At 48.8% G+C, this 22,010-nt stretch carries 22 protein-coding genes, 1 tRNA gene and 1 pseudogene; 19 read left to right on the top strand and 5 right to left on the bottom strand.

Annotation, left to right across the window (positions count from 1 at the left end; genetic code table 11):
• Positions 1 to 154: 154 nt before the first annotated feature.
• From hemB to Pmgp_RS10715, 14 genes are all read left to right on the top strand, one after another.
• On the top strand, positions 155 to 1,126 hold the full coding sequence (gene hemB, locus Pmgp_RS10780; RefSeq protein ID WP_134213989.1) for a porphobilinogen synthase: 972 nt from the start codon (positions 155 to 157) through the stop codon (positions 1,124 to 1,126).
• 166 nt (positions 1,127 to 1,292) lie between these two features.
• Entirely contained in the window at positions 1,293 to 2,285 is a 993-nt protein-coding gene (gene nirJ2 / locus Pmgp_RS10775; RefSeq protein ID WP_134213988.1) for a putative heme d1 biosynthesis radical SAM protein NirJ2, read from the top strand.
• Between the two features lie 5 nt (positions 2,286 to 2,290).
• Positions 2,291 to 2,746 carry a siroheme decarboxylase subunit alpha gene (gene ahbA, locus Pmgp_RS10770; RefSeq protein ID WP_134213987.1) on the top strand — a complete coding sequence of 152 codons (456 nt, stop codon included), beginning with the start codon at positions 2,291 to 2,293 and terminating at the stop codon, positions 2,744 to 2,746.
• A 9-nt stretch (positions 2,747 to 2,755) separates the two neighbouring features.
• Positions 2,756 to 3,223, top strand: coding sequence for a siroheme decarboxylase subunit beta (ahbB, locus tag Pmgp_RS10765; protein WP_134213986.1), 468 nt, complete (start codon positions 2,756 to 2,758; stop codon positions 3,221 to 3,223).
• A gap of 39 nt (positions 3,224 to 3,262) precedes the next feature.
• Positions 3,263 to 4,558 (top strand): glutamate-1-semialdehyde 2,1-aminomutase, encoded by a 1,296-nt coding sequence (gene hemL / locus Pmgp_RS10760; RefSeq protein ID WP_134213985.1) that lies wholly within the window; start codon positions 3,263 to 3,265, stop codon positions 4,556 to 4,558.
• A gap of 354 nt (positions 4,559 to 4,912) precedes the next feature.
• Positions 4,913 to 5,398: an NADH-quinone oxidoreductase subunit NuoE family protein gene (locus Pmgp_RS10755; RefSeq protein WP_134213984.1), complete on the top strand. Its 486-nt coding sequence runs from the start codon at positions 4,913 to 4,915 to the stop codon at positions 5,396 to 5,398.
• 190 nt (positions 5,399 to 5,588) lie between these two features.
• On the top strand, positions 5,589 to 7,229 hold the full coding sequence (nuoF, locus tag Pmgp_RS10750) for an NADH-quinone oxidoreductase subunit NuoF (RefSeq protein WP_282432901.1): 1,641 nt from the start codon (positions 5,589 to 5,591) through the stop codon (positions 7,227 to 7,229).
• 70 nt (positions 7,230 to 7,299) lie between these two features.
• Positions 7,300 to 9,021, top strand: a complete 1,722-nt coding sequence (locus Pmgp_RS10745; RefSeq protein ID WP_243119810.1) for an NADH-dependent [FeFe] hydrogenase, group A6 — start codon at positions 7,300 to 7,302, stop codon at positions 9,019 to 9,021.
• Between the two features lie 321 nt (positions 9,022 to 9,342).
• On the top strand, positions 9,343 to 9,591 hold the full coding sequence (locus Pmgp_RS10740) for a TM1266 family iron-only hydrogenase system putative regulator (protein WP_134213982.1): 249 nt from the start codon (positions 9,343 to 9,345) through the stop codon (positions 9,589 to 9,591).
• Positions 9,592 to 9,621: 30 nt separating this feature from the next.
• Entirely contained in the window at positions 9,622 to 11,049 is a 1,428-nt protein-coding gene (locus Pmgp_RS10735; protein ID WP_134213981.1) for an aspartate ammonia-lyase, read from the top strand.
• Complete coding sequence (gene hydF / locus Pmgp_RS10730) at positions 11,046 to 12,290, top strand: [FeFe] hydrogenase H-cluster maturation GTPase HydF (RefSeq protein WP_192902894.1); 1,245 nt, start codon at positions 11,046 to 11,048, stop codon at positions 12,288 to 12,290. Before Pmgp_RS10735 ends, hydF begins: the two co-directional genes overlap by 4 nt.
• Before the next feature lie 65 nt (positions 12,291 to 12,355).
• A complete protein-coding gene (hydE, locus tag Pmgp_RS10725; protein WP_134213980.1) occupies positions 12,356 to 13,450 on the top strand; it encodes a [FeFe] hydrogenase H-cluster radical SAM maturase HydE in 1,095 nt (364 codons plus the stop codon).
• Between the two features lie 125 nt (positions 13,451 to 13,575).
• On the top strand, positions 13,576 to 14,976 hold the full coding sequence (gene hydG / locus Pmgp_RS10720) for a [FeFe] hydrogenase H-cluster radical SAM maturase HydG (RefSeq protein ID WP_134213979.1): 1,401 nt from the start codon (positions 13,576 to 13,578) through the stop codon (positions 14,974 to 14,976).
• Between the two features lie 128 nt (positions 14,977 to 15,104).
• Entirely contained in the window at positions 15,105 to 15,509 is a 405-nt protein-coding gene (locus Pmgp_RS10715) for a secondary thiamine-phosphate synthase enzyme YjbQ (RefSeq protein ID WP_134213978.1), read from the top strand.
• Positions 15,510 to 15,911: 402 nt separating this feature from the next.
• On the opposite strand, the gene Pmgp_RS10710 is transcribed toward Pmgp_RS10715, so the two are convergent.
• From Pmgp_RS10710 to Pmgp_RS10695, 4 genes are all read right to left on the bottom strand, one after another.
• On the bottom strand, positions 15,912 to 17,270 hold the full coding sequence (locus Pmgp_RS10710; RefSeq protein WP_134213977.1) for a PFL family protein: 1,359 nt from the start codon (positions 17,268 to 17,270) through the stop codon (positions 15,912 to 15,914).
• A 16-nt stretch (positions 17,271 to 17,286) separates the two neighbouring features.
• A complete protein-coding gene (locus Pmgp_RS10705) occupies positions 17,287 to 17,592 on the bottom strand; it encodes an ACT domain-containing protein (RefSeq protein WP_134213976.1) in 306 nt (101 codons plus the stop codon).
• 147 nt (positions 17,593 to 17,739) lie between these two features.
• On the bottom strand, positions 17,740 to 18,720 hold the full coding sequence (locus Pmgp_RS10700) for a patatin-like phospholipase family protein (protein ID WP_134213975.1): 981 nt from the start codon (positions 18,718 to 18,720) through the stop codon (positions 17,740 to 17,742).
• 98 nt (positions 18,721 to 18,818) lie between these two features.
• Positions 18,819 to 18,965 (bottom strand): DUF1540 domain-containing protein, encoded by a 147-nt coding sequence (locus Pmgp_RS10695; protein ID WP_134213974.1) that lies wholly within the window; start codon positions 18,963 to 18,965, stop codon positions 18,819 to 18,821.
• Between the two features lie 146 nt (positions 18,966 to 19,111).
• Between Pmgp_RS10695 and Pmgp_RS10690 the strand changes: the two genes are divergently transcribed.
• From Pmgp_RS10690 to Pmgp_RS10670, 4 genes are all read left to right on the top strand, one after another.
• Positions 19,112 to 19,294, top strand: a complete 183-nt coding sequence (locus Pmgp_RS10690; RefSeq protein WP_134213973.1) for a hypothetical protein — start codon at positions 19,112 to 19,114, stop codon at positions 19,292 to 19,294.
• Positions 19,295 to 19,632: 338 nt separating this feature from the next.
• The gene (locus Pmgp_RS10685; protein ID WP_134213972.1) at positions 19,633 to 19,980 is read left to right on the top strand and encodes an ArsR/SmtB family transcription factor; all 348 of its coding nucleotides are present in this window, start codon (positions 19,633 to 19,635) and stop codon (positions 19,978 to 19,980) included.
• 219 nt (positions 19,981 to 20,199) lie between these two features.
• Positions 20,200 to 20,691 (top strand): permease, encoded by a 492-nt coding sequence (locus tag Pmgp_RS10675; RefSeq protein ID WP_134213970.1) that lies wholly within the window; start codon positions 20,200 to 20,202, stop codon positions 20,689 to 20,691.
• Positions 20,678 to 21,214 carry a permease gene (locus Pmgp_RS10670; RefSeq protein ID WP_134214022.1) on the top strand — a complete coding sequence of 179 codons (537 nt, stop codon included), beginning with the start codon at positions 20,678 to 20,680 and terminating at the stop codon, positions 21,212 to 21,214. Before Pmgp_RS10675 ends, Pmgp_RS10670 begins: the two co-directional genes overlap by 14 nt.
• Positions 21,215 to 21,373: 159 nt before the next feature.
• On the opposite strand, the gene Pmgp_RS10665 is transcribed toward Pmgp_RS10670, so the two are convergent.
• Positions 21,374 to 21,460, bottom strand: a tRNA-Leu gene (locus Pmgp_RS10665).
• 337 nt (positions 21,461 to 21,797) lie between these two features.
• Here Pmgp_RS10665 and Pmgp_RS10660 point away from each other — a divergent pair.
• Positions 21,798 to 22,010, top strand: a pseudogene (locus Pmgp_RS10660) (hypothetical protein); the annotation flags it as partial.

The raw sequence follows: 22,010 nt of genomic DNA, 5'->3' as shown, positions 1-22,010 counted from the left end.
AAAGTATTTATATTTTTTAAAAGTTATTAGGGTTAAGTACAGTTCAATCCACTATGCAAATATATGATTTTTTATATATTTATTAAAATCCTGTTAATCGTTATTAATCCTGTAAATCCTGTCAAATTGTTTTAATTTTTTGGAGGTGTGAGACTTGTCTTTTCCAGTACAACGGCCGAGGCGCCTGAGGAGTAATGAAAATATACGGCGGTTGGTGAGGGAAACCAGCCTGTCGGTAGATAACCTGATCTATCCGGTGTTTGTTGGGCACGGCAGCGGTTTGGCCCGGCCGGTGGAAGCAATGCCGGGTGTTTATTGTTTTTCCATAGACAAACTTCTGGAGCACCTGGAAGAGGCGGTCAAGCTTAATATACCCGGTATACTTCCATTTGGCGTGCCTGCTTATAAGGATGAAACCGGCTCCGAGGCATACGATGATAAAGGCATTATCCAGGAGGCCGTGCGGGCTGTAAAGAGAGCCTACCCGGAACTGCTGGTAATCACCGACCTTTGCCTTTGCGAATATACCAGCCACGGTCATTGCGGTGTGATCGAGGATGGTTATGTGTTAAATGATCCCACTCTGGATTTACTGGCCAGGACCGCTGTTTCCCACGCTTCTGCCGGCGCGGATATAATCGCCCCGTCGGATATGATGGACGGCAGGGTAGGGGCGATACGCGGCGCGCTGGACAAGAACGGCTTTATCAACGTGCCCATTATGTCCTATTCCGCCAAATACGCTTCCGCTTATTACGGCCCTTTCCGCGAAGCCGCGGGTTCCGCGCCGCAGTTCGGTGACAGGAAGTCATACCAGATGGACCCGGCCAATGCGGATGAAGCCCTGCGCGAGGTCTGGCTGGACATAGACGAAGGCGCCGATATCATTATGGTTAAGCCGGCCCTGGCTTATATGGATATTATCAGAAGGGTCAAGGATGAGGTTAACTGCCCGTTAGCCGCTTATAATGTAAGCGGGGAATACAGCATGGTAAAAGCCGCTGCCCAAAATGGCTGGGTGGATGAAAAAAGGATCGTTATGGAGTCTCTGACCGGCATCAAACGAGCCGGCGCGGACATAATCATCACCTACCACGCCCTGGACGCGGCCAGGTGGCTGAAATAGACGTGAGAATTGAGAAGTGGGAATTGGGAAGTGGGACGTGAGAATTGAGACGTGAGATTTGAGACGTAAGAAGTGAGACTGAAAGACAGTCTCAGGGGTAAAAAGACCGATGGGAATGCCCGTATCCCACTTCCCACGGCCCACTTCCAATACAGGGGTGATAAAAGTGATTATTTCCTGGAATACCACTAACGCGTGCAATATGTACTGCAAACACTGCTACCGTGACGCGGGGGCAAAGGCAGAGGAAGAACTGAGCACTGCGGAAGGTGTGAAACTGATAGATCAAATCGCGGACGCTGGCTTTAAGATCATGATTTTCAGCGGCGGCGAGCCCCTGATGCGTGAAGATATCTTTACCCTGGTAAAACACGCCAGGGCCAGAGGGCTGCGGCCTGTCTTCGGGACTAACGGCACTCTGATCACACCTGATGTAGCCAGGCGCTTAAAAGAGGCAGGAGCCATGGCCATGGGGATCAGCCTGGACAGCATTGACCCGGCCAAACACGACGAATTCAGGGCGGCACCAGGCGCCTGGAGCGGAGCTGTAAAGGGAATGCGCGCCTGCGGTGAGGCCGGACTGCCTTTTCAAATCCATACCACGGTGATGGACTGGAATATGCAGGAGGTTGAAAGATTAACTGATTTTGCGGCGGCAGAAGGGGCGGTTGGGCATCATATCTTTTTCCTGGTGCCTGCCGGGCGTGCGGTAAATATAGAAGCCGAGTCCCTGAGAGCGGAGCAATATGAGGATTTGCTCCAGCGTATTATGAGAAAGCAAGCTGAAACAAAAATTGAGCTAAAACCTACCTGTGCTCCTCAATTCATGCGCATAGCCGCTCAGTTGGGAGTCAAAACACGGTTTTCCAAGGGCTGCCTGGCCGGCCTATCATATTGTATCATCAGTCCTAAAGGCATCGTCCAGCCCTGCGCTTATCTGAATATACCCGCCGGCAACGTCCGGGAAAGTTCGTTTGTTGACATATGGCGGGACGCTGAAATATTTAAAACCCTGCGTACAGAGGAGTATAAGGGCGGCTGCGGGACCTGCAATTTTAAAAAAATTTGCGGCGGCTGCCGGGCGCGCGCGTATTTTTACCACGGTGATTATATGGCTGAAGAACCGTGGTGCCTCTACCATGGAAGAAAGGGTTACTAGATCTTATGGAACTGGACAGTCTTGACCGAAAACTGCTGAAAATAATTCAGGCTGACTTCCCCCTGGTGCCGGAGCCGTACCGGGCAATAGGAGAAGCGTTGGAAATAACAGAAGATGAGGTCATAGCACGGATCAAAAATATGGTTGACAGCGGGTTAATCCGCCGCCTGGGAGGAATATTTGACTCCAGAAGACTGGGATACCGCGGCGCTCTCTGCGCTGTCAAAACAGACAGTGACAGCATCAGCCAGGTTGCGGCGGTGGTAAACTCCTTTTCAGGTGTGACACATAATTATTTGCGTGAACATGACTATAACATGTGGTTTACCATATTGGCAGAGTCCGAAGAAAAACTGGAAGAGATTATCAGTGAAATAAACAAACACCCCCTGATTCAAGAAATAATAGTTCTTCCAGCCGAGAAAATATTCAAGATCAAGGTAAATTTTGACCTGGCATGAGGTGTTTCGATGCTTACCGAACAGGACAAGCAAATTATTCGCGAACTGCAAAACGGACTGCCCCTTGTCAGCCGGCCTTTTAAAGTGATTGCCGGCAAGCTGAACATGACCGAGGAAGGGCTAATAGAGAGGATCAGGTCTTTTATTGCAGGAGGGCAAATCAGACGCTTTGGGGCGGCAGTGCGTCACCAGGACCTGGGCTACCTGTACAACGCCATGGTGGTTTGGGATGTTTCTGATGAAAAAGCAACGGAAACAGGATTAATGATGGCGGATTTTGAGGAAGTAACTCACTGCTACCAGCGCCCGCGCTGTCTTGGCTGGCCCTATAACCTTTTCACCATGGTGCACGGGTTGTCCCGGGAGGAGTGTGTCCGGATAGCTGAAAAGATATCAAAAGCTACAGGCGAAAAAAATTATAAGCTGCTTTTTAGTACTGCCGAGCTAAAGAAAAGCAGTATGCGTTATTTTGAATAAAAAATCGGTATTATTTAAATAAAAGGAGTTGTCTGCCACATGCATAAGGGATTTAGTAAGTCCGTCGAGCTCTTTAAAGAAGCGCAAAAATTCATACCTGGCGGCGTCAACAGTCCGGTGCGGGCTTTTAAGTCGGTTGGTTTAAACCCTGTTTTTATAAAAAGCGGGGCAGGCGCGAAGATTTATGACGAAGACGGCAACGAATATATTGATTACGTTGGCTCCTGGGGGCCGCTGATCCTGGGCCACCGGCACCCGCACGTGGCAGAGGCGCTGGAAAGGTGCTTAAGAGATGTGGGGACCAGTTTCGGCGCACCCACAGAAATGGAAACCAAACTGGCGTCCATGGTTGCTGAGGCTGTTCCGTCAGTGGAGATGCTCCGCCTGGTCAGCTCCGGTACTGAAGCCACTATGAGCGCGCTCAGACTGGCGCGCGGATATACCGGCCGAAACAAGATAGTCAAATTTGAGGGGTGCTACCACGGGCATGCAGACTTTTTATTAATTAAAGCCGGCTCGGGCGCATTGACTCTGGGCATTCCCACCAGTCCCGGAGTTCCCGCCGGATCTGCGGCGAACACTATTGTAACAGGCTTTAACGACCTGGCAAACCTGGAAGAAGTGTTCAAATTAGAAGGAGAGGATATTGCGGCGGTGATTGTTGAACCGGTGGCGGGCAATATGGGAGTAATTCCCCCGGCGCCCGGCTTTCTGGAGGGGCTGAGAAATCTTACCGCCAGGTACGGAAGTGTCCTTATTTTTGACGAGGTGATGACAGGTTTTCGCGTTTCATACGGCGGGGCGCAGCAGTTATACGGGGTAACGCCCGACCTCACCTGCCTGGGCAAGATAATAGGCGGTGGACTGCCCGTGGGCGCCTATGGAGGCAAACGCGAAATAATGGAGTGCGTAGCGCCCGCGGGAGCGGTTTACCAGGCGGGGACTCTGTCGGGCAACCCGCTGGCGGTAACGGCGGGCATAGCTACCCTGGAAATATTGAAGCAGCCTGGTATATATGAGGAACTGGAGCGAAAATCAGCATCCCTTGAGCAAGGACTGCGGGAAGCCGCGCTGGCCAACGGGGTTGAGGCAAATTTAAACCGGGTCGGCTCAATGCTGTGCGTTTTCTTTACCGGCAGCAGCGTAAATGATTACGCTGCCGCCTGCTCGTCCAACACAGCCTGTTTTAGCGCCTTTTTTAAGTCGATGCTGGAGCAGGGAGTCTACCTCGCGCCGTCACAGTTCGAGGCTCTGTTCGTTTCACTGGCCCATGGAGAGAATGAAATAGAACAAACAATAAAAGCAGCCTGGAATGCTTTTAAGTCTATTAAATAAAAATGCAAAATTTTCAATAATCTGATGTAATTTGTCGACAAGCAGAAATACTAACAAACTAATAAGAGTAATTAATTATAAAAGATTGATAATTATCTAAAAAAAATAAGCCAAGGTGCATGTAAAAATTTTGGTTCAGCGGCTTAAATTTTTTCAAAAACCAGAAGGATTAAATCTGTATATGAAGAAATCTTTAAGTTAACTTTTAATGTTGATTTATTATTGTGACATAAGGAGGTGAACTAGAAAAGTACGGTAAAGTCTTCTTTGATTTTCAGGTAGAGGTTTGTAAGGGTTTTTTTTGTAGGGTTTTTGGGAGATTTTAAAGGTATTAAGCAAGGGAGGTACAGACTTGTGGTAGCGTGCAATTGTGGTTGTGACGACGAACTGACCAAACAACTAGATAAGATTATTGATCCGTACAGAGGGAATCCCGGCGGATTGATCCAGGTTTTAACAAAGGCCCAGAATCTTGTGGGATATCTGCCCAAATGGGTTCAGATCCAAATAGCAGAAGGGTTGGGGGTATCGCTTCAGGAGGTATTCGGGGTTATTACTTTCTATGCCTTCTTTTCCTTGATTCCCAGGGGCAGGCATAAGATCAGTGTTTGTGCCGGAACAGCCTGCTACGTTAAAGGGACAAAAATGGTTCTGAAAACATTAAGAGAGTTACTGGATATTAAACCAGGCCAGACTACTCCCGACAGCCGGTTCACTCTTGAACAGGTACGTTGCATTGGAGCATGCGGACTCGCTCCGGCAATGATTATTGACGGCAAAGACGTGCACGGACGTCTGGAGCCGGAAATTATCCCCGGAGTGCTTGAACAGTACGCATAGTGATAATTGAAATCCTACTGATATCCCAATTGCCAAGTAAGTTGCCGGCAATTTAGTAAGTATTTCTTTCAAAAGGCTCTAGAAGGGGATATCCTCAGAAATGGCTGGAGGATTTAAACGGAGGTGTAATTAAGTGAAGTCTTTGGACGAACTGGCAAAGATAAAAGAATCTAGACGGGCAGCTCTTAAAATTCGCGAGGGAGTTCCGTCCGCAACTGAAAAAGCCCACGTTATGATGTGCGGCGGCGCGGGATGTATTTCTTCCAAGTGCCTAGAAGTGGTAGACGCAATGAAGGAAGCCCTGAGCAAAAACGGGATCGCGGAACAGGTTCAGATTATTCTTACCGGCTGCATGGGCCCCTGCGACATGGGTCCGGTAGCCATTGTATATCCTGACGCGACCTTCTACCGCAGGCTCAAGCCGAAGGATGCCGAGGCTATTGTGGAAGAGCATATCATGAAGGGTAACTTGGTACAGCGCTTGCTGTACAGGGCTCCCGGGGCGAAAGAGCCGACTCCTAAAGTTACCGATATAGACCTGTTCGCGAAACAGAAAAAGATTGTGCTCCGCAACAACTTCTACATTGACCCGACTTCAATTGAAGACTATATCGCCAATGACGGTTATGCCGCGCTGGGTAAAGCTCTCACCCAGATGCAGCCTGCCGAAATAATTGAAGAAGTCAAAAAATCAGGCCTGCGCGGCCGTGGCGGCGCTGGATTCTCCACCGGCATGAAGTGGGGCTTCACAGCAGCGGCCAGCGGGTCACCCAAATACGTGGTCTGCAACGGCGACGAAGGTGACCCGGGCGCGTTCATGGACAGGTCGGTTCTGGAGGGCGACCCGCATAGTGTTATCGAAGGTATGGCCATCTGCGGCCGCGCTATCGGCGCGGAACAGGGCTATGTCTACGTGCGGGCGGAATACCCGCTGGCCATTGAAAGATTAGACTATGCCATTCAAAAGGCCCGTGAAAACGGCCTGCTGGGCAAAGACATTTTAGGGACCGGCTTCAACTTTGACATCGAAATCAGAATTGGCGCCGGTGCTTTTGTATGCGGCGAAGAAACCGCCCTGCTGACCTCCATTGAAGGCAAGCGCGGCGAGCCGAGGCCGAGGCCTCCGTTCCCGGCGAACGCTGGTGTCTGGGGTAAGCCGACTGTTCTTAACAACGTTGAAACATGGGCTAATATACCTGAGATTATTCTTAAAGGCGCAGCTGCTTATGCCGCTATCGGCACCGAGAAGAGCAAAGGCACCAAGGTATTCGCCCTGGCCGGCAGAATTAACAATACCGGTATCATCGAAGTCCCGATGGGCACCACTTTAAGGGAAATCGTCTTTGAAATCGGCGGCGGCATTCCCAGGAAGAAAGCGTTCAAGGCTGTCCAAACCGGAGGCCCGTCCGGCGGCTGCATCCCTGCCGATTACCTCGACACCCCGGTCGATTATGACTCCCTTGGAGCGCTGGGCGCAATCATGGGATCAGGCGGTATGATCGTCCTGGACGAAGATTCCTGCATGGTGGATATCGCCAAGTTCTTCCTTGATTTTGTCGTGGACGAGTCCTGCGGCAAGTGTTCCCCCTGCCGGATCGGCACCAAGCGGATGTATGAGATTCTAGACAACATCAGCAAGGGCAAAGGGAAAGAAGGAGACATTGAGCTTCTGGTCGAGCTGGCTACCACGATTAAAGCCACTGCATTGTGCGGCCTCGGACAGACCGCTCCCAACCCTGTTCTGAGCACTATCAGATACTTCAGGAAAGAGTACGAGGAGCACATCAGGGATAAGAAGTGCGCCTGCAACGTGTGCGAATTAGAGGAATAAAAGCCGCTCCCGCAGCTTTTTGAAAAAGGTAATGTAGAAAAATACGGGAGTTTGGAGGGAAAATGTGAAAATGATAAATTTAACAATTGATAATCAGAAAGTAGCGGTAGAAGCGGGAACTACGATACTTGAAGCCGCTCGAAAAGTGGGAGTAAAAATCCCGACACTTTGTTATTTAAAAGACTTAAACGTCATTGGCGCCTGCCGCATTTGCATGGTAGAAGTGCAGGGGGCGAGGACATTTATACCGTCCTGTGTGGCGCCTGTTGCTGAGGGCATGGTTGTCCGCACCAACACACCGGCGGTTATCGCAGCCCGCAAGTTGGTACTTGAGCTGATTCTTTCTGACCACCCGATGGAGTGCCTTACCTGTCTGCGCAACCAGAACTGCGAACTGCAGGATCTGGCCAAAGAATTCGGCATCACTGAAGTTCGTTTCGACGGGGCGAAAACGGAATATCCAATTGATGACTCCAGCCCTTCAATAATAAGAGACCCGCGCAAGTGCGTCCTCTGCCGCCGCTGCATGTCAGTCTGCACCAACGTGCAGACCGTGCAGGCTCTGTGTGCCGAAAACAGGGGCTTTGACACCCTGATCGCGCCGGCTTTCAACGAGAAACTGGCTAACATGGAATGTGTCAACTGCGGTCAGTGCTCGCTGGTATGTCCGACCGGAGCTATCGTGGAAAGAGATGATACCGCTAAAGTATGGGCTGCCCTGGCCGATCCCAAGAAGCATGTTGTCGTCCAGACCGCGCCTGCCACCAGGGTACAGCTTGGTGAAGCGGTGGGAGCCGAGCCTGGCAGCATCTTCACCGGACAGATGGTTGCCGGACTGCGCCGCCTTGGCTTTGACAAGGTATTCGACACCGACTTCACAGCAGACCTGACCATTCTGGAAGAAGGCAACGAGCTGCTCCAGCGCGTGACCACCGGCGGCACCCTGCCGATGATCACCTCCTGCAGCCCGGGCTGGATTAAGTTCTGTGAACACTTCTACCCCGACCTGCTGGCTCACCTTTCCACCTGCAAGTCGCCGCAGCAGATGTTCGGCGCTCTGGCCAAGACCTATTACGCCAAGAAAGCGGGCATTGACCCGGCAGATATTTATTGCGTGTCGATTATGCCCTGTACCGCCAAGAAATATGAGTGCCGGCGGCCTGAGATGAACAGCAGCGGTTACCAGGATGTAGACGTGGTTCTCACCTCCCGCGAACTCGGCCGCATGTTTATCCAGGCCGGCCTGGACACCACAAACCTGCCGGAAGAAGAGTACGACGAGCCGCTGGGGATCTCCACCGGCGCCGGCGAAATCTTCGGGGCATCAGGTGGTGTTATGGAAGCCGCGCTTAGGACCGTTTACGAAGTTGTCACCGGCCAGACTCTCGAGAATATAGACTTCGAAGTGTGCCGCGGCCTGACCGGAGTTAAAGAGGCCACGGTACAGGTGGGCGACCTGTCCGTTAAAGTGGCCATCACCAACGGACTGGGCAACGCCCGCAAGGTCCTGGACAAGATCCGCGCCGGCGAAGCCGACTACCACTTCATTGAAGTCATGTGCTGCCCCGGCGGCTGCATCGGCGGCGGTGGCTCACCCATCCCGACCAATACCGAGATCCGCCTCAAGAGGATTGACGCCACCTATACCGAAGATGAGCGCATGGTGCTGCGCAAGTCCCACGAGAACCCGGCTGTTACCGCCCTTTATGAAGAGTTCCTGGAGAAGCCGCTGGGCCACAAGTCCCACGAGCTGCTGCACACTCATTACACCCCAAGGGGCGTAAACAAATAAGACAAGCCGATAAAAAGTCCCCTTTCCAGCCCGCTGGGAAGGGGACTTTTAAACAATTCACACATATCAGCACTGTCTTAATTATTTATAAAACCTTTTAAACACATATTGTTTTAAGTGTAAGAAGGAGTATAATGTAAACTAAGAACAACCAATAAATATACCTGACACAGGTGTGCATACACCGTGAAGGGTCAATTTGAACGTACTCTGCGAAAAAGGGAATTGCCCCGCTCTCAAGGAGGAAGGCATGACGGCATGTTTAAGCCCTTTTTTCGCATTGCGAAAAAAGGGCTTTTAAAATTCAGGAGGTGCTCAGTTTTGGAACAGAGGATTGGTGTGATCGGGATTGTTTTTGAAAACCGGGAGGAAAATGCCCAGAAGATTAACAGTATCATCGGCGAGCATAACGGAATAATTGTCGGACGCATGGGCATCCCGTACCGGGAGCGCGGGCTTTCAGTAATTTCCCTGATCATTGACGGTTCCACCGACCAAATCGGCGCTATGACAGGGAAGCTCGGAAGTTTAAAGGGAGTTAAGGTGAGGACGGCGCTGGTGACAAAGTAAAACACAGTTGAGTTGTCTGGGGGTGTTTATGTGGAATACCGCGTGGAAAAAGACCTGTTAGGTGAGCTAAAGGTGCCCCGTGATGCTTACTACGGTATCCACACCGTCAGGGCGGTCGGTAATTTCAAGGTTTCTGGCATTATGACCAACCCGGCCTTAATCAGGGCCATAGCCCAGGTTAAGCAGGCGGCGGCTATGGCCAACATGAGCGCCGGCCTGCTGGAGCGACGTCCGGGGGAAGCGATTGTGCGGGCGGCCGGAGAAGTGGCCGCAGGTAGATTCGCCGGGCAGTTTATTGTTGACGCGCTGCAGGGCGGCGCCGGAACTTCTACAAATATGAATGTGAATGAGGTGATAGCCAACCGCGCCATTGAGCTGCTCGGCGGGGCTAAAGGTGACTACAGCCTGGTGCACCCTTTGGAGCATGTGAACATGTCCCAGTCCACCAATGATGTTTACCCAACGGCGCTGCGGATCGCAGCCATCGGCATGGTTATTGAACTTAGTGAGACACTGGCCGACCTGCAGTCGGCCCTGCAGGACAAAGAAGCGTTGTTTGCGGGAATCCTGAAGCTTGGACGAACTGAAATGCAGGACGCGGTGCCGGTAACCCTCGGCCAGGAATTCAGCGCCTTTGCCGAGGCTGTCGCCAGGGACCGCTGGCGCCTGTATAAAGTAGAGGAAAGGCTGCGCCAGGTAAACCTGGGTGGGACGGCGGTCGGCACCGGACTGAATGCTAATCCCAAATACATCTTTACGGTTATCGAGGAGTTGAGGTCTATTACCGGAATAGGGCTGGCCAGGTCGGAGAACATGATCGATTTGACCCAGAACGCCGATGTTTTTGTGGAGATTTCCGGCCTTTTAAAAGCAGCGGCGGTTAACCTGGCCAAAATTGCCGGTGACCTCAGGCTCCTATCTTCCGGGCCGCTGGGAGGCCTGGCAGAAATCAGGCTGCCGCGTGTGCAGGCAGGTTCCTCTATAATGCCGGGCAAGGTCAACCCTGTTATCCCCGAGATGGTTACACAGGTTGCTTTTCAGGTCATGGGAAACGACCAGGTTATCGCCGCCGCGGCGGCCGGCGGCCAGCTTGAGCTGAACGCATTTATGCCCCTCATTGCCCATAACCTGCTCAGTTCACTGGAAATGCTAATCAAGGCGGTAAATCTTTTTACGGAAAAATGCGTTAAAGATATTGAAGCCGATGAAGAAAGGTGTAAACGTTGGCTGGAAGAAAGCTACGGCTTCATTACGGCGCTGGCGCCGCACCTTGGCTACGATCAGGCATCCGAACTGGTCAAGAGGGCCTATCGGGAGAAAAAGAACTTGAGGCAGTTGATCATGGAGTCCGGGTTGTATACCGGGGAAGAGCTGGAAGCTTTGTTCACTCCCGGCGAGCTTACCCGACCGGGTCTGGCCGGGGCAAAAAATATTAGGAAGGGCAGGGGATTACAATGAGCGTGGGCAGTTTAAATGAAACACCCAGAGGCAGCAGGCTCCATATCGCGATTTTTGGCAGGCGCAATGCAGGCAAGTCGAGCTTGATCAACGCTCTTACCAACCAGGAGATAGCTATTGTCTCAAATGTGCCAGGCACTACCACCGACCCTGTTTACAAGTCGATGGAGATCCTGCCGGTCGGTCCCGTGGTGATAATTGACACCGCCGGCATAGACGACGTGGGTGAACTGGGTGAATTAAGGATTAAAAAGACTATTGGAGTGCTGGATAAAACTGATTTGATTATCCTGGTTATCGACCCGGGACAGGAAGTGGGAGAGTATGAGCTTAACCTGATCGACAAGGCGGTGAAACAGGGAGTGCCTGTAGTGGGGGTGCTGAACAAGGTTGATCTCAACCCTGACGTAAAGCCGGTAGAACTGGAAAACAAGCTTGGCATAAGTGTTGTTCCGGTCAGCGCGCTCACCAGACAGGGTATAGATAACCTGAAAAAAGAGATGATCCGGTCGGCTCCGAAGGACTGGACCGCCCCCACCATAGTGGGCGACCTGATCAAACCGGGTGACACCGCCGTGCTGGTAGTGCCGATCGACCTGGCCGCTCCCAAAGGCAGGATTATCCTGCCCCAGGTACAGACGATCAGAGATATCCTTGACAATGACGCCATCGCCCTGGTTGTCAAAGAGAGAGAGCTCAAGAAGGCACTCGCCGGCCTGGCGCAAAAGCCTAAAATAGTGATCACAGATTCACAGGCTTTCTTAAAGGTTGACGCCGACACACCCAGGGATATTATGATGACTTCCTTTTCAATACTTTTTGCCCGCTACAAAGGAAACCTGGAAACTCTGGTAGCCGGCGCGCTGGCTGTTGATGACCTGAAGCCGGGAGACAAAGTGTTGATCTCTGAAGCCTGCACTCACCACCGGGTATCGGATGATATCGGCACGGTGAAAATCCCCCGCTGGCTGCGCCAGAAAGCAGGCGGTGAACTGTATTTTGAGTGGTCCAGCGGTATTGAGCTGCCCGGTAATTTAGAGCAATATAAACTGATTGTCCACTGCGGCGCCTGCATGATTAACCGCAAGGAAATGCTGCACAGGATTATGCAGGCCGCCGCCGCGGGTGTGCCTATAGTTAACTACGGTGTGCTGATCGCCTATGTACACGGTATTCTCAAAAGGGCTCTTTCACCTTTCCCGGATATCCTGCGTCTGTTTGATGAGAAGCAGGTAGTGTGAAAAAGCTGTGGTTTTAAGAACTATACAGATTGAGAAATAGTTTATAAGTTTTAGGGGGAATTTCGTTGAGAACGGATTTCACTGCAGCGCTAACGCGAGCGGGAAAATCTGAAAACCTGCCAAGGGAAGATTTAATAACTCTGCTGGGAGCGGATGCTGATGAAAGCAAGGTGCTTTTTAGACTGGCTGATCAGGTGCGTCTAAAGTATATGGGCAATGGTGTTCACTTCAGAGGAATCATAGAGTTTTCCAATTACTGCTCTAAAAATTGCTTTTACTGCGGTCTTAGGAGAGACAACGCCGGCCTGACCAGGTACAGGATGGAGGCGGGTGAAATAATAGCAGGCGCGCGCGAAGCGGCGCGGCTGGGGTGCCGGACTGTCGTCCTGCAATCCGGAGAAGACAGTTTTTACTCGGCGGAAATACTGGCAGGTATTATTTTCAGAATAAAAAAAGAACTCGACCTGGCTGTAACACTTTCCCTGGGAGACAGGTCAAAGCAGGATTACGCGCTGCTCAGGGAGGCTGGGGCAGACCGCTGCCTGCTGAAGCACGAAACGTGCGATGCAGGGCTCTTTTCGGATTTGCGCCCCGGAACCTCTCTGGAGGGAAGGATAACAAGGCTGAAATGGCTGCGTGAACTGGGCTACCAGGTAGGTTCGGGCAACATGGTAGGCCTGCCGGGGCAGACCATAGAGACCCTTGCGGGTGACATAATCCTGATGCGCGACCTGGAAGTGGAAATGGCCGGGATAGGGCCTTTTATCCCGAACAAACAAACACCTCTGGCAAATGCCTCAGGCGGAACCCTGGAAATGACCCTTAAAACCCTGGCAGTTGCCAGGATCGCCATGCCCTGGGCCCATTTGCCATCCACTACCTCAGCCGCGTCAATTCATCCCTCAGGCAGGGTTAAGGCACTGAAAAGCGGCGCCAATGTAATCATGCCGAATATGACACCGCAAAGGTACAGGGAGAGCTATTGTATTTACCCGGGTAAACTGGGGACAGCGGATACTCCTGCGCAGAGCTACAACAGGGCTGTTATGGCTGTAAAGGATGCTGGACGCTGTATCAGCGAAGGTTATGGACACTCACTGCGCTATCAAAAAAAATATGCAGACAAAAATGGGACGTGGGATTTAGGACGTGAGATATGAGATGTGGGACGTGAGAAGATGTAGGTGTGAATTTATTCATACGAAATGCGCGGATTAATCCGAACTTAAAATATCAACCAGTTAGTACACTTGAAGGAATTTAAAATAAAAAGGAGTGATTTATTGTGGCCGTATCAGAAGCCAGTTTCATCAATGACGAGCTGATTTTCGGACTGTTGGAGAAGGCTAAAGATGCTTCCAGGGAAGAGACAGAAAGAATTATTGAAAAGGCTGCTCTCTCAAACGGCTTGACTCCCGGTGAAGCGGCGGTGCTGCTGCAGGTGGACGACCCGGTTCTTTTGGAGCGGATCTACCGCACAGCCAGCCAGATTAAAGAAATGATTTACGGAAAGAGGCTGGTGTTCTTTGCGCCTTTATACATCAGTGACTATTGTATCAACAACTGCGTATACTGCGGCTACCGGCGCGACAATAAATTTAACAGGCGCAAACTAACCCTGGAACAGATTAAGGATGAAGTAACGGTACTGGAAGAGATGGGCCATAAACGTCTGGCCCTCGAATGCGGGGAGGACCCGCAAAACTGCCCCATTGAGTATGTGATTGACGCCTTGTCAGCTATCTATTCAGTTAAAGAAAAAAACGGCAGCATCAGGCGGGTTAACGTAAACATAGCCGCTACCACAGTGGAGAACTACAGACGCCTTAAAGAGGCTAAAATCGGCACCTATATCCTTTTCCAGGAAACTTACCACAGGCCGACGTACGCAAAAATGCACCCGTCTGGACCCAAAAGGGATTATGACTGGCATACCTGCGCCCATGACCGGGCTATGGAGGGCGGTATTGACGATGTGGGGTTTGGAGTGCTTTACGGGCTGTATGATTATAAATACGAAGTGCTGGCTACGCTCCTGCATGCCATCCACCTTGAAGAAGCCTATGGTGTAGGCCCGCATACAATTTCGGTGCCGCGCATGCGCCCGGCCAGGGGTGTTACTTTTGAAAACTTTCCTTACCTGGTCTCTGACAACGACTTTAAAAAACTCATAGCGATCCTGCGCCTGGCCGTGCCGTACACGGGCATGATCCTTTCCACACGTGAAAGCGCCGAATTCCGGGATGAACTGATCAATGTCGGTATCTCACAGGTAAGCGCCGGGTCATGCACCGGCGTGGGCGGTTACTGCAAAGCGAAAAACGGTGAGGAAGAAGATACACTTCAATTTAATGTGGAAGACCACCGCGACATCAACGAAATTATCACCAGCGTTTGCAAGTCCGGCTATATCCCGAGCTTCTGCACCGCCTGCTACCGCAGCGGGCGGACAGGGGACCGTTTTATGAGCCTGGCTAAGAGCGGTCAAATTCAAAATGTCTGCCAGCCGAACGCCATCCTTACCTTTAAAGAGTTTTTGATGGATTATGCCACACCAGAGACCAGGCAGATAGGTGAGCAAACTATCGCCCGGCACCTGCAGCTGGTGGATAACCCGCTGGTCCGCCAGAAAGCAGAACAGAGGTTGGAACAGATTGGTCAGGGGACAAGAGATTGTTACTTCTAAATATAATGTTCCTTACTTAATAGCTTGCCGAGTAAAATCATCCTGGTTTTAAAGGGGATGATTTTTCTTTGACATAAACAGGTACAAGTGATATAAAAAACATAATCTGGTGTTAGTGAGGTGATAACATGGCAAAAATTATTACCATAGACCTGAGAACAAAGCAAAGAACCCAGCTTGTGGACATTACCGCTGAAATTGAGCGCATTGTGTCACAAAGCGGTGTTAAAGAGGGCACGGTGCGAATCTTTACTCCTCATACCACCGCGGGGTTGACTATCAACGAGAACGCTGATCCTACCGTTGTTGAGGACATGCTCATGGAACTGAATAAAATAGTGCCTTTAAATGACGGGTACAGGCACCTGGAAGGAAACTCGGCTGCCCATATCAAATCTTCTCTTACGGGTGCATCCCTGTCTGTTTTTATCACCGGCGGCAGGCTTCTTTTAGGAACCTGGCAGGGCCTTTATTTCTGCGAATTTGACGGCCCCCGGCAGAGGCAGGTGCTGGTCAAAGTCACAGAAGACTAGCAAATCGGGGACTAGCAAACGTAGGCCTTACGTTTGCTAACCATTTTAGATGTATGGGATATGGGAAGATGGGCGTATAGAAGGCGTAAAATATGTAGGTGCGACTTCAGTCGCACAAGTGTTGAACGGGTAAATCCAAACCTGCATCTTATTAGCCAATATATCCAGCATTCTTTTTTGCTCAATACTATCTTTCAGTTAGTCCTGGACTTCCATGTCTGCACTGTAGGCCAATAGATATCACTTTACATATGTTACTACTTCTTGTGCGCGGGTTGATGCTTTTGTGATTGCATCAACACTGGTGTTTTGATAACCAACAGCAAGTGCGGCAACCGGCTCCATATTGTCAGGGACCCTCCAGGATCTTCTTGAATTCAGCGCCGTTTTTAGTATTGAATGTTAGTTGGTTAGACTGCTTATGGGCGCCGGGATCCGCCCTCCCCGGCAAACGAATGCCGCTGATGAAAACGGCTTTACCGGTATAACCGGCGCCCGGCCCAGCAGGCCTCCGTATTCCACGTAATCACCAACTTTTTTATTTACCGCCGGGATTAGACGCACAGCTGTTGTTTTCTTATTAATGACACCAATCGCTATTTCATCGGCGATAATGGCGGCAATGGTCTCGGCGGAGGTATCACCGGGAACGGCAATCATGTCCAGTCCGACGGAACATACACAAGTCATGGCCTCCAGTTTGTCCAGGGTTAATGAGCCTGCTTCAACCGCCCGGATCATACCCGCGTCCTCACTGACCGGAATAAAGGCGCCGGAAAGACCTCCCACATAAGATGAAGCCATGGCCCCTCCTTTTTTAACCGCGTCGTTCAACAGCGCCAGGGCCGCAGTTGTGCCATGGGTGCCACAGCGCTCCAGCCCCATCGATTCCAGTATCTCGGCAACACTGTCTCCTATGGCTGGGGTAGGCGCCAGCGATATGTCCACAATGCCAAAGGGTACATTCAGCTTCCTGGCGGCGGTGCGGCCGACCAGTTCTCCCATCCTGGTGATCTTAAAAGCTGTTTTCTTGATGGTTTCGGCTAATACGCCAAAATCACAATTTCCTGCAGTTTCAACTGCTTTTTTAACCACCCCCGGTCCGCTGACACCCACGTTAATTACACACTCAGGTTCACCGATACCGTGGAAGGCTCCGGCCATAAAGGGGTTGTCCTCTGGCACGTTGGCGAAGACCACCAGCTTGGCGCAGCCAAGCCCGTCGTGGTCTGCTGTGAGCTCAGCAGTCTTCTTTATGGCTTGTCCCATCCGGTATACCGCGTCCATGTTAATGCCGGCTTTATTGGTGGCCACGTTAACTGAGGAGCAGACCCGGCTAGTTGAGGCCAGGGCCGCGGGTATACTGTCAATCAGTTTGTGGTCGGCGTTGGTAAACCCCTTGTGCACCAGGGCGGAGAAACCACCGATAAAGTTAACACCAACGGCGGCTGCCGCCTCGTCCAGGGTCCTGGCGAAGTCCACAAAATTATCGGTATTGCTGCTTTCGGCCACAATAGCTAGCGGTGTCACTGAAATTCTTTTATTGACAATGGGGAGACCATATTCTCTTTCAATGTTTTCACCAGTTTTAACCAGATTTCCAGCCAGCCTGACTATTTTATCGTAGATTTTCCGCCTGGCGGAGAGGGGGCTGGGGTCGGAGCAGTCCCGCAGGCTGATGCCCATGGTAATTGTTCGGATATCCAGGTTTTCCTCCTGGACCATATTTACTGTTTCTAATATCTCCTGCAGTGTGAGCATGAAATAACCTCCCCGGTTAGATCCTGTGCATAAACTTAAACACGTCTTCGTGCTGGGCGTCAATCCTGACGCCGATTTCCCGGCCTTTCTCGGCCAGTTTCTCTTTAAGCTCAATCATATCACTGGTGCTTTCACTCATGTCCGCGACCATGACCATTACCAGGAATTCCTGAAGAATAGTCTGGCTGATGTCCAGGATGTTGATCTTATTGGCAGAGAGCACCTGCGCTACACCGGCAATAATACCAACCTTATCGGGTCCCAGAACGGTTACTATGATCCTGTTGCCTTTGGGCTCTTCCTTTTTTAGTTTTGACAGCATTGGCATAATCCCCCTTGAAAAAAATTAAAGCTGTCGCGCAGCTTCACCGGTAATGGGAAAATAAACGTGTAACCTTAAGGGGTATTTCATGCAATAATATTAACTTTGGGGCAGAAAAATGTCAAACCTTTTTATTAGTTATTTGCCTCAAGCAGGTCTTAAAGAGATAGGTTTGCAATAGAGCATTTTGTAGGACTCAAAATTCCAGCCCTCAAAGAAATTTCTCGCTGCCTGTACGCCGGACAGGAACAAATTCTCTTTATGCATGTCTAAAATATCAAAGTCAGTGGTCCTGACTCCCAGGGAGGGTATGGCAATCGTCCGGACGCTGCTCTTGGGGTCCAGTTCAAAAACCCTGTCGTGGGCTTCAAGCATAGTCGTCAGTGTTGCCCTGAAAAGGTCAAAGGGGTTATAGATGCGGGAGGGAGCGTTGGCTTCAGGTTCGATGATCTTAAAGCCAAAGGTAGGCCAGGGGGGCGTCTTTTCCCCGTCAAAAATCCAGACCGGGAAATTGCTCAAAACTCCACCATCTATAATATAACTGTATCTTTTGTATTTTTTGTTTTCATAATATGTCAATGTGTATGGTTCATAAAAGAATGGCAGGTTGGCGCTCATTCTTACCGCAGCGGCTACATCAAGGTCGTCGGGGTTGATATTGTAATCTTTCATGTCATATGGCAGCTTTAAAAGCTTTCGCCTGGATACATCAGTGGCTATAACCACCAGTTTATAGCGGTATTTAGGGTCGTTTTCGAAGTCCCTGAGGACAAGATCCTTGAAAGTGCGTACTCCTTTAGCGTCAAGCTTCTCCCTGACCCATTTTTCAAGAAACCCGGCTTTATATAGGCCGTTTTTAAACCACAGCCGCAGTGCTGGTCCCAAGTAGGGGATCTGTCCAAGCCAGTCCTTGTCCTTAAACTGCCTGAAGTCAAGGCCCCACACCAGTTCTCTGATTTCTTCAGAGGTATAGCCGGCCGCCACAAATGAGGCTATGATAGCCCCGGCAGAGGTTCCGGCGACATTAACCCAGGTGTAGCCTCTCCTCTCGGCTTCGTTGAGCGCGCCAAGCATGGCAAACGCTTTTACACCGCCGCCTTCAAATATGCCATCAGCCAGCAATGTCAATTCTGATCACCCCCATTTAAATAGTCTATTTTGAGGGCTTTTAAAATGTGACGACAAAAAAGAAACCAGCCATTTTTTTCCGGCTGGTTCTTCTTTTACTATTTTTTCTTGAATGTCTCGCATTTGGTTTGCTCGGACTTGGTGGCGCTCTGAATATGGTTGCGCGTAACCTCAATCATTGGAGCGCTGCAAAGAACATCTTTGTTATAGTTGCATTCGGTAACCGTACATTTAATCTGAGCCATGAAATCCACCTCCTTAAATTAAGATTAATTTCCTTAAACGACACTTTTTAAATTATGCCAACAAAATTAAAAATAATACTTGACAGAACCTATGTTCGGACGTAAGATATATGCAAACATATGTACGCCTGGAGGAGGAATTGTATATGGAAAGAGTCTGGAAAGAAGAAAATACCATGATAAATTTTAAGACTGATTATGATGTGATAGAAATTCTGTTAGGCTGGCTCGAGAAAGATGACACGGAAATTGAAAAATTGTTTGGTTATGGTTTGTGTTTGGCTGCAGTCACATACTTCGTTTCCAGGCTGTTTCAGTCTTTCCTTTAAAAATAAAATCATGGCCAGGGGCCATGCTAAACCGGGCAGGCGCCGCGCCCCTAAAGGTCCTTTAGCCTTTGAGTCGGGTTGCCCGGCAAAAAAAAATTAAAAAGGATGGAATCGAACCCGATCACTATTTTAAAAGCTATATGTGTCATAACTATTATATAATTGTGAAGTTTTTGTGAATATACTGCCGTCACAAATGAAAATCCCCTGTGTTTATCACACAGGGGATTTTCATCAGTTTGTAAAGGTTTGGTGCGGCATTCTATTAAGTGTTGACAATAATATTTCTTTTGATTATAATATATTTAAGTAAATACTTAATCACAAGAGGCTATTTTATGGATGAAATCATGGTGATTTTGAAAGCTATGGCAGACGAGACACGCTTAAATATTTTAAATCTTTTACTGACCCATGATTTTTGCGTGGGGGCTTTGGCTAAAAGGATTAATATGTCCGAAGCTGCTATATCTCAGCATTTACAGGTTTTACGTAGAGCAGGATTGGTAAGAGGGGAAAAGAAAGGTTATTTTACACATTATTGGGTTGATAGAGACGTTATTATTAAAGCAGCTGAAGAAATAAAAAAAATAGCGTCCCAGTCCATGAAATGTGAAGGTAGCTGCCATAAAAATCTTTTGGATGATGCGAAATATTGTCGAAAGAAGGATGACGCTGATGTGTGACTGCGAGTGCCAACATCCTGAAAAGAAAATTGATAAAAAAAAATGTAGCAACGAGCAGATTAAAGAGTGTCACGGTGATGATAAAAATCACCCTTGCGACAGTCAAGACAAAAAATACTCTTTGTATTTAAAAAGAAAAGCAGTTTTCTTGTGCAAAATAGCATTTGATTACTGCTTTTTGTTTTGTGCAAATATTTTTCAATGATAAAGGAGTTTGAAGTGTTTAACATTATACTTTTTATACTTACTATAGTTCTTTTAGTAATATCTTTTATAAAAAGTAAGGAAAAAACAAAGATGGCATTAAAAAAGGCGTGGAAATCCTTTGAAAACATTCTCCCTCAGTTTTTATCAATTTTTATCCTTATTGGCATAATGCTCTCAGTATTAACTCCTGAGACAATATCAAAACTATTCGGTCAGCAATCGGGGTGGCTTGGGATGGCAGTCGCTGCTGTAATCGGGTCAATTACGTTGATACCAGGTTTTATTGCTTTTCCTTTAGCTGCCGCTCTTATAAAAAGTGGTGCCGGATTAATGCAGATAGCCGTTTTTGTATCAACGTTAATGATGGTCGGAATTGTAACAGTACCCATCGAGATAAAATATTTTGGCAAGAAGACGACAATATTAAGAAACTCTATGGCTTTTATATTTTCATTTATCGTAGCTTTGATTATAGGGGGGGTATTAGGTGATGGAATTAATTAAAAGATACAGGACCTTCATTTCACTTGCAGTTATAAACGCATTAATCGTTGTATTATATCCCTCTATTGGTCAAAAGTCGTTGAAAATAACATGGAGTAATACACTTGAAATGCTTTCAGTGATACCTCCTGTTTTTATATTGCTTGGGCTTCTAGACGTATGGGTGGAACGTGAAACCATGATGAAGTTGATTGGTGATAGATCTGGTTTTTTAGGGGGTACTATAGCTTTTTTTCTTGGGTCGGCAGCAGCAGGGCCACTTTATGCAGCTTTTCCCATTGCCGGTGTACTCTTGAAGAAAGGCAGTAGTTTTTCAAATGTCCTTATTTTCATTGGTGCATGGTCAACAACGAAAATACCTATGCTTTTGTTTGAAGCGTCAGCTATTGGGTGGAAATTTATGCTTACTCGTTTTATCGTTAATATTCCAGGGATAGTATTAATTGCTTATCTCACCGCAAAGTTGCTAACGGAAAAAGATAAAAAATTGATTTATGATAATATTAGAAGTAAAAATAAATAGCCAACAAGAGTGTTGTAGTGATTATGATAATAATTTAAATTCCTGGATTTCTCCCATAAGGGTCAATAAGAAGCAACCAGAATCTTACTGTAAATAAAGAAGAGGTGCAAGATTCCCGTATTATTTCCAGAAACCCTACACCTCTTGATATTACTAATTTGGTGCGGCAGAAGGGACTTGAACCCCCACGAGCGTACGCCCACAAGAACCTGAATCTTGCGCGTCTGCCAATTCCGCCACTGCCGCATATTAATAGTGTTTTCAAGGCTTATAAGGTTTATAAATGTTTGGTGATAAGATTTCAGTCTTATCTACAGTTAAAAAAAATCTTATTATCCCACTCCTTTGAAGTCCTTGAATTGACAAGGTTTATTGTAACATAGGTACAAATCTAAATCAATAAGATTTCTATCTTTTTTACCTGGAAATAAACATAAAGACTAGCACACCAGGTTATTTTTATTTGCTGAAATCCTTTCCTGCCAATTTCCCAATGTCATTTTATGTCGAAATATTTGTCAAGGTAATCTTCCCTCATTGCCGAAAACATTAGAAAGCAAGCTGGTATAGAAGGGAAAATAAAATGAGCGAAGACCATTTGAGTGAACATGAAAAAAAACAATGGAAGAATGGGAGCAGCAAAAAGAAAATGAACGCGATGGTCGATCTGTCCCAATCACAGGACCGGGCGGTGGCTGTTGACGGCAAGACGCTGCGTGGCTCCTCCGGAACGGATGGTAAACCGGTTCACCTGGTGTCGGCCTTCCTGCAGCATGAGAAAATAGTCATCGGCCAG

It is taken from the genome of Pelotomaculum propionicicum (genome assembly GCF_004369225.1).
GTDB lineage: Bacteria > Bacillota > Desulfotomaculia > Desulfotomaculales > Pelotomaculaceae > Pelotomaculum_B > Pelotomaculum_B propionicicum.
The sequence above is the reverse complement of the archived record's forward strand: the minus strand, read 5'-3'. Positions and strand labels throughout refer to the sequence as shown.

Bases quoted from the DNA above. Each gene is read 5' to 3' on its own strand.
- ahbA (WP_134213987.1), top strand. From the start codon at position 2,291: ATGGAACTGGACAGTCTTGACCGAAAACTGCTGAAAATAATTCAGGCT.
- ahbB (WP_134213986.1), top strand. From the start codon at position 2,756: ATGCTTACCGAACAGGACAAGCAAATTATTCGCGAACTGCAAAACGGA.
- hemL (WP_134213985.1), top strand. From the start codon at position 3,263: ATGCATAAGGGATTTAGTAAGTCCGTCGAGCTCTTTAAAGAAGCGCAA.
- Pmgp_RS10745 (WP_243119810.1), top strand. From the start codon at position 7,300: ATGATAAATTTAACAATTGATAATCAGAAAGTAGCGGTAGAAGCGGGA.
- hydF (WP_192902894.1), top strand. From the start codon at position 11,046: ATGAGCGTGGGCAGTTTAAATGAAACACCCAGAGGCAGCAGGCTCCAT.
- Pmgp_RS10715 (WP_134213978.1), top strand. From the start codon at position 15,105: ATGGCAAAAATTATTACCATAGACCTGAGAACAAAGCAAAGAACCCAG.
- Pmgp_RS10710 (WP_134213977.1), bottom strand. From the start codon at position 17,270: ATGCTCACACTGCAGGAGATATTAGAAACAGTAAATATGGTCCAGGAG.
- Pmgp_RS10705 (WP_134213976.1), bottom strand. From the start codon at position 17,592: ATGCTGTCAAAACTAAAAAAGGAAGAGCCCAAAGGCAACAGGATCATA.
- Pmgp_RS10695 (WP_134213974.1), bottom strand. From the start codon at position 18,965: ATGGCTCAGATTAAATGTACGGTTACCGAATGCAACTATAACAAAGAT.
- Pmgp_RS10690 (WP_134213973.1), top strand. From the start codon at position 19,112: ATGGAAAGAGTCTGGAAAGAAGAAAATACCATGATAAATTTTAAGACT.
- Pmgp_RS10685 (WP_134213972.1), top strand. From the start codon at position 19,633: ATGGATGAAATCATGGTGATTTTGAAAGCTATGGCAGACGAGACACGC.
- Pmgp_RS10670 (WP_134214022.1), top strand. From the start codon at position 20,678: ATGGAATTAATTAAAAGATACAGGACCTTCATTTCACTTGCAGTTATA.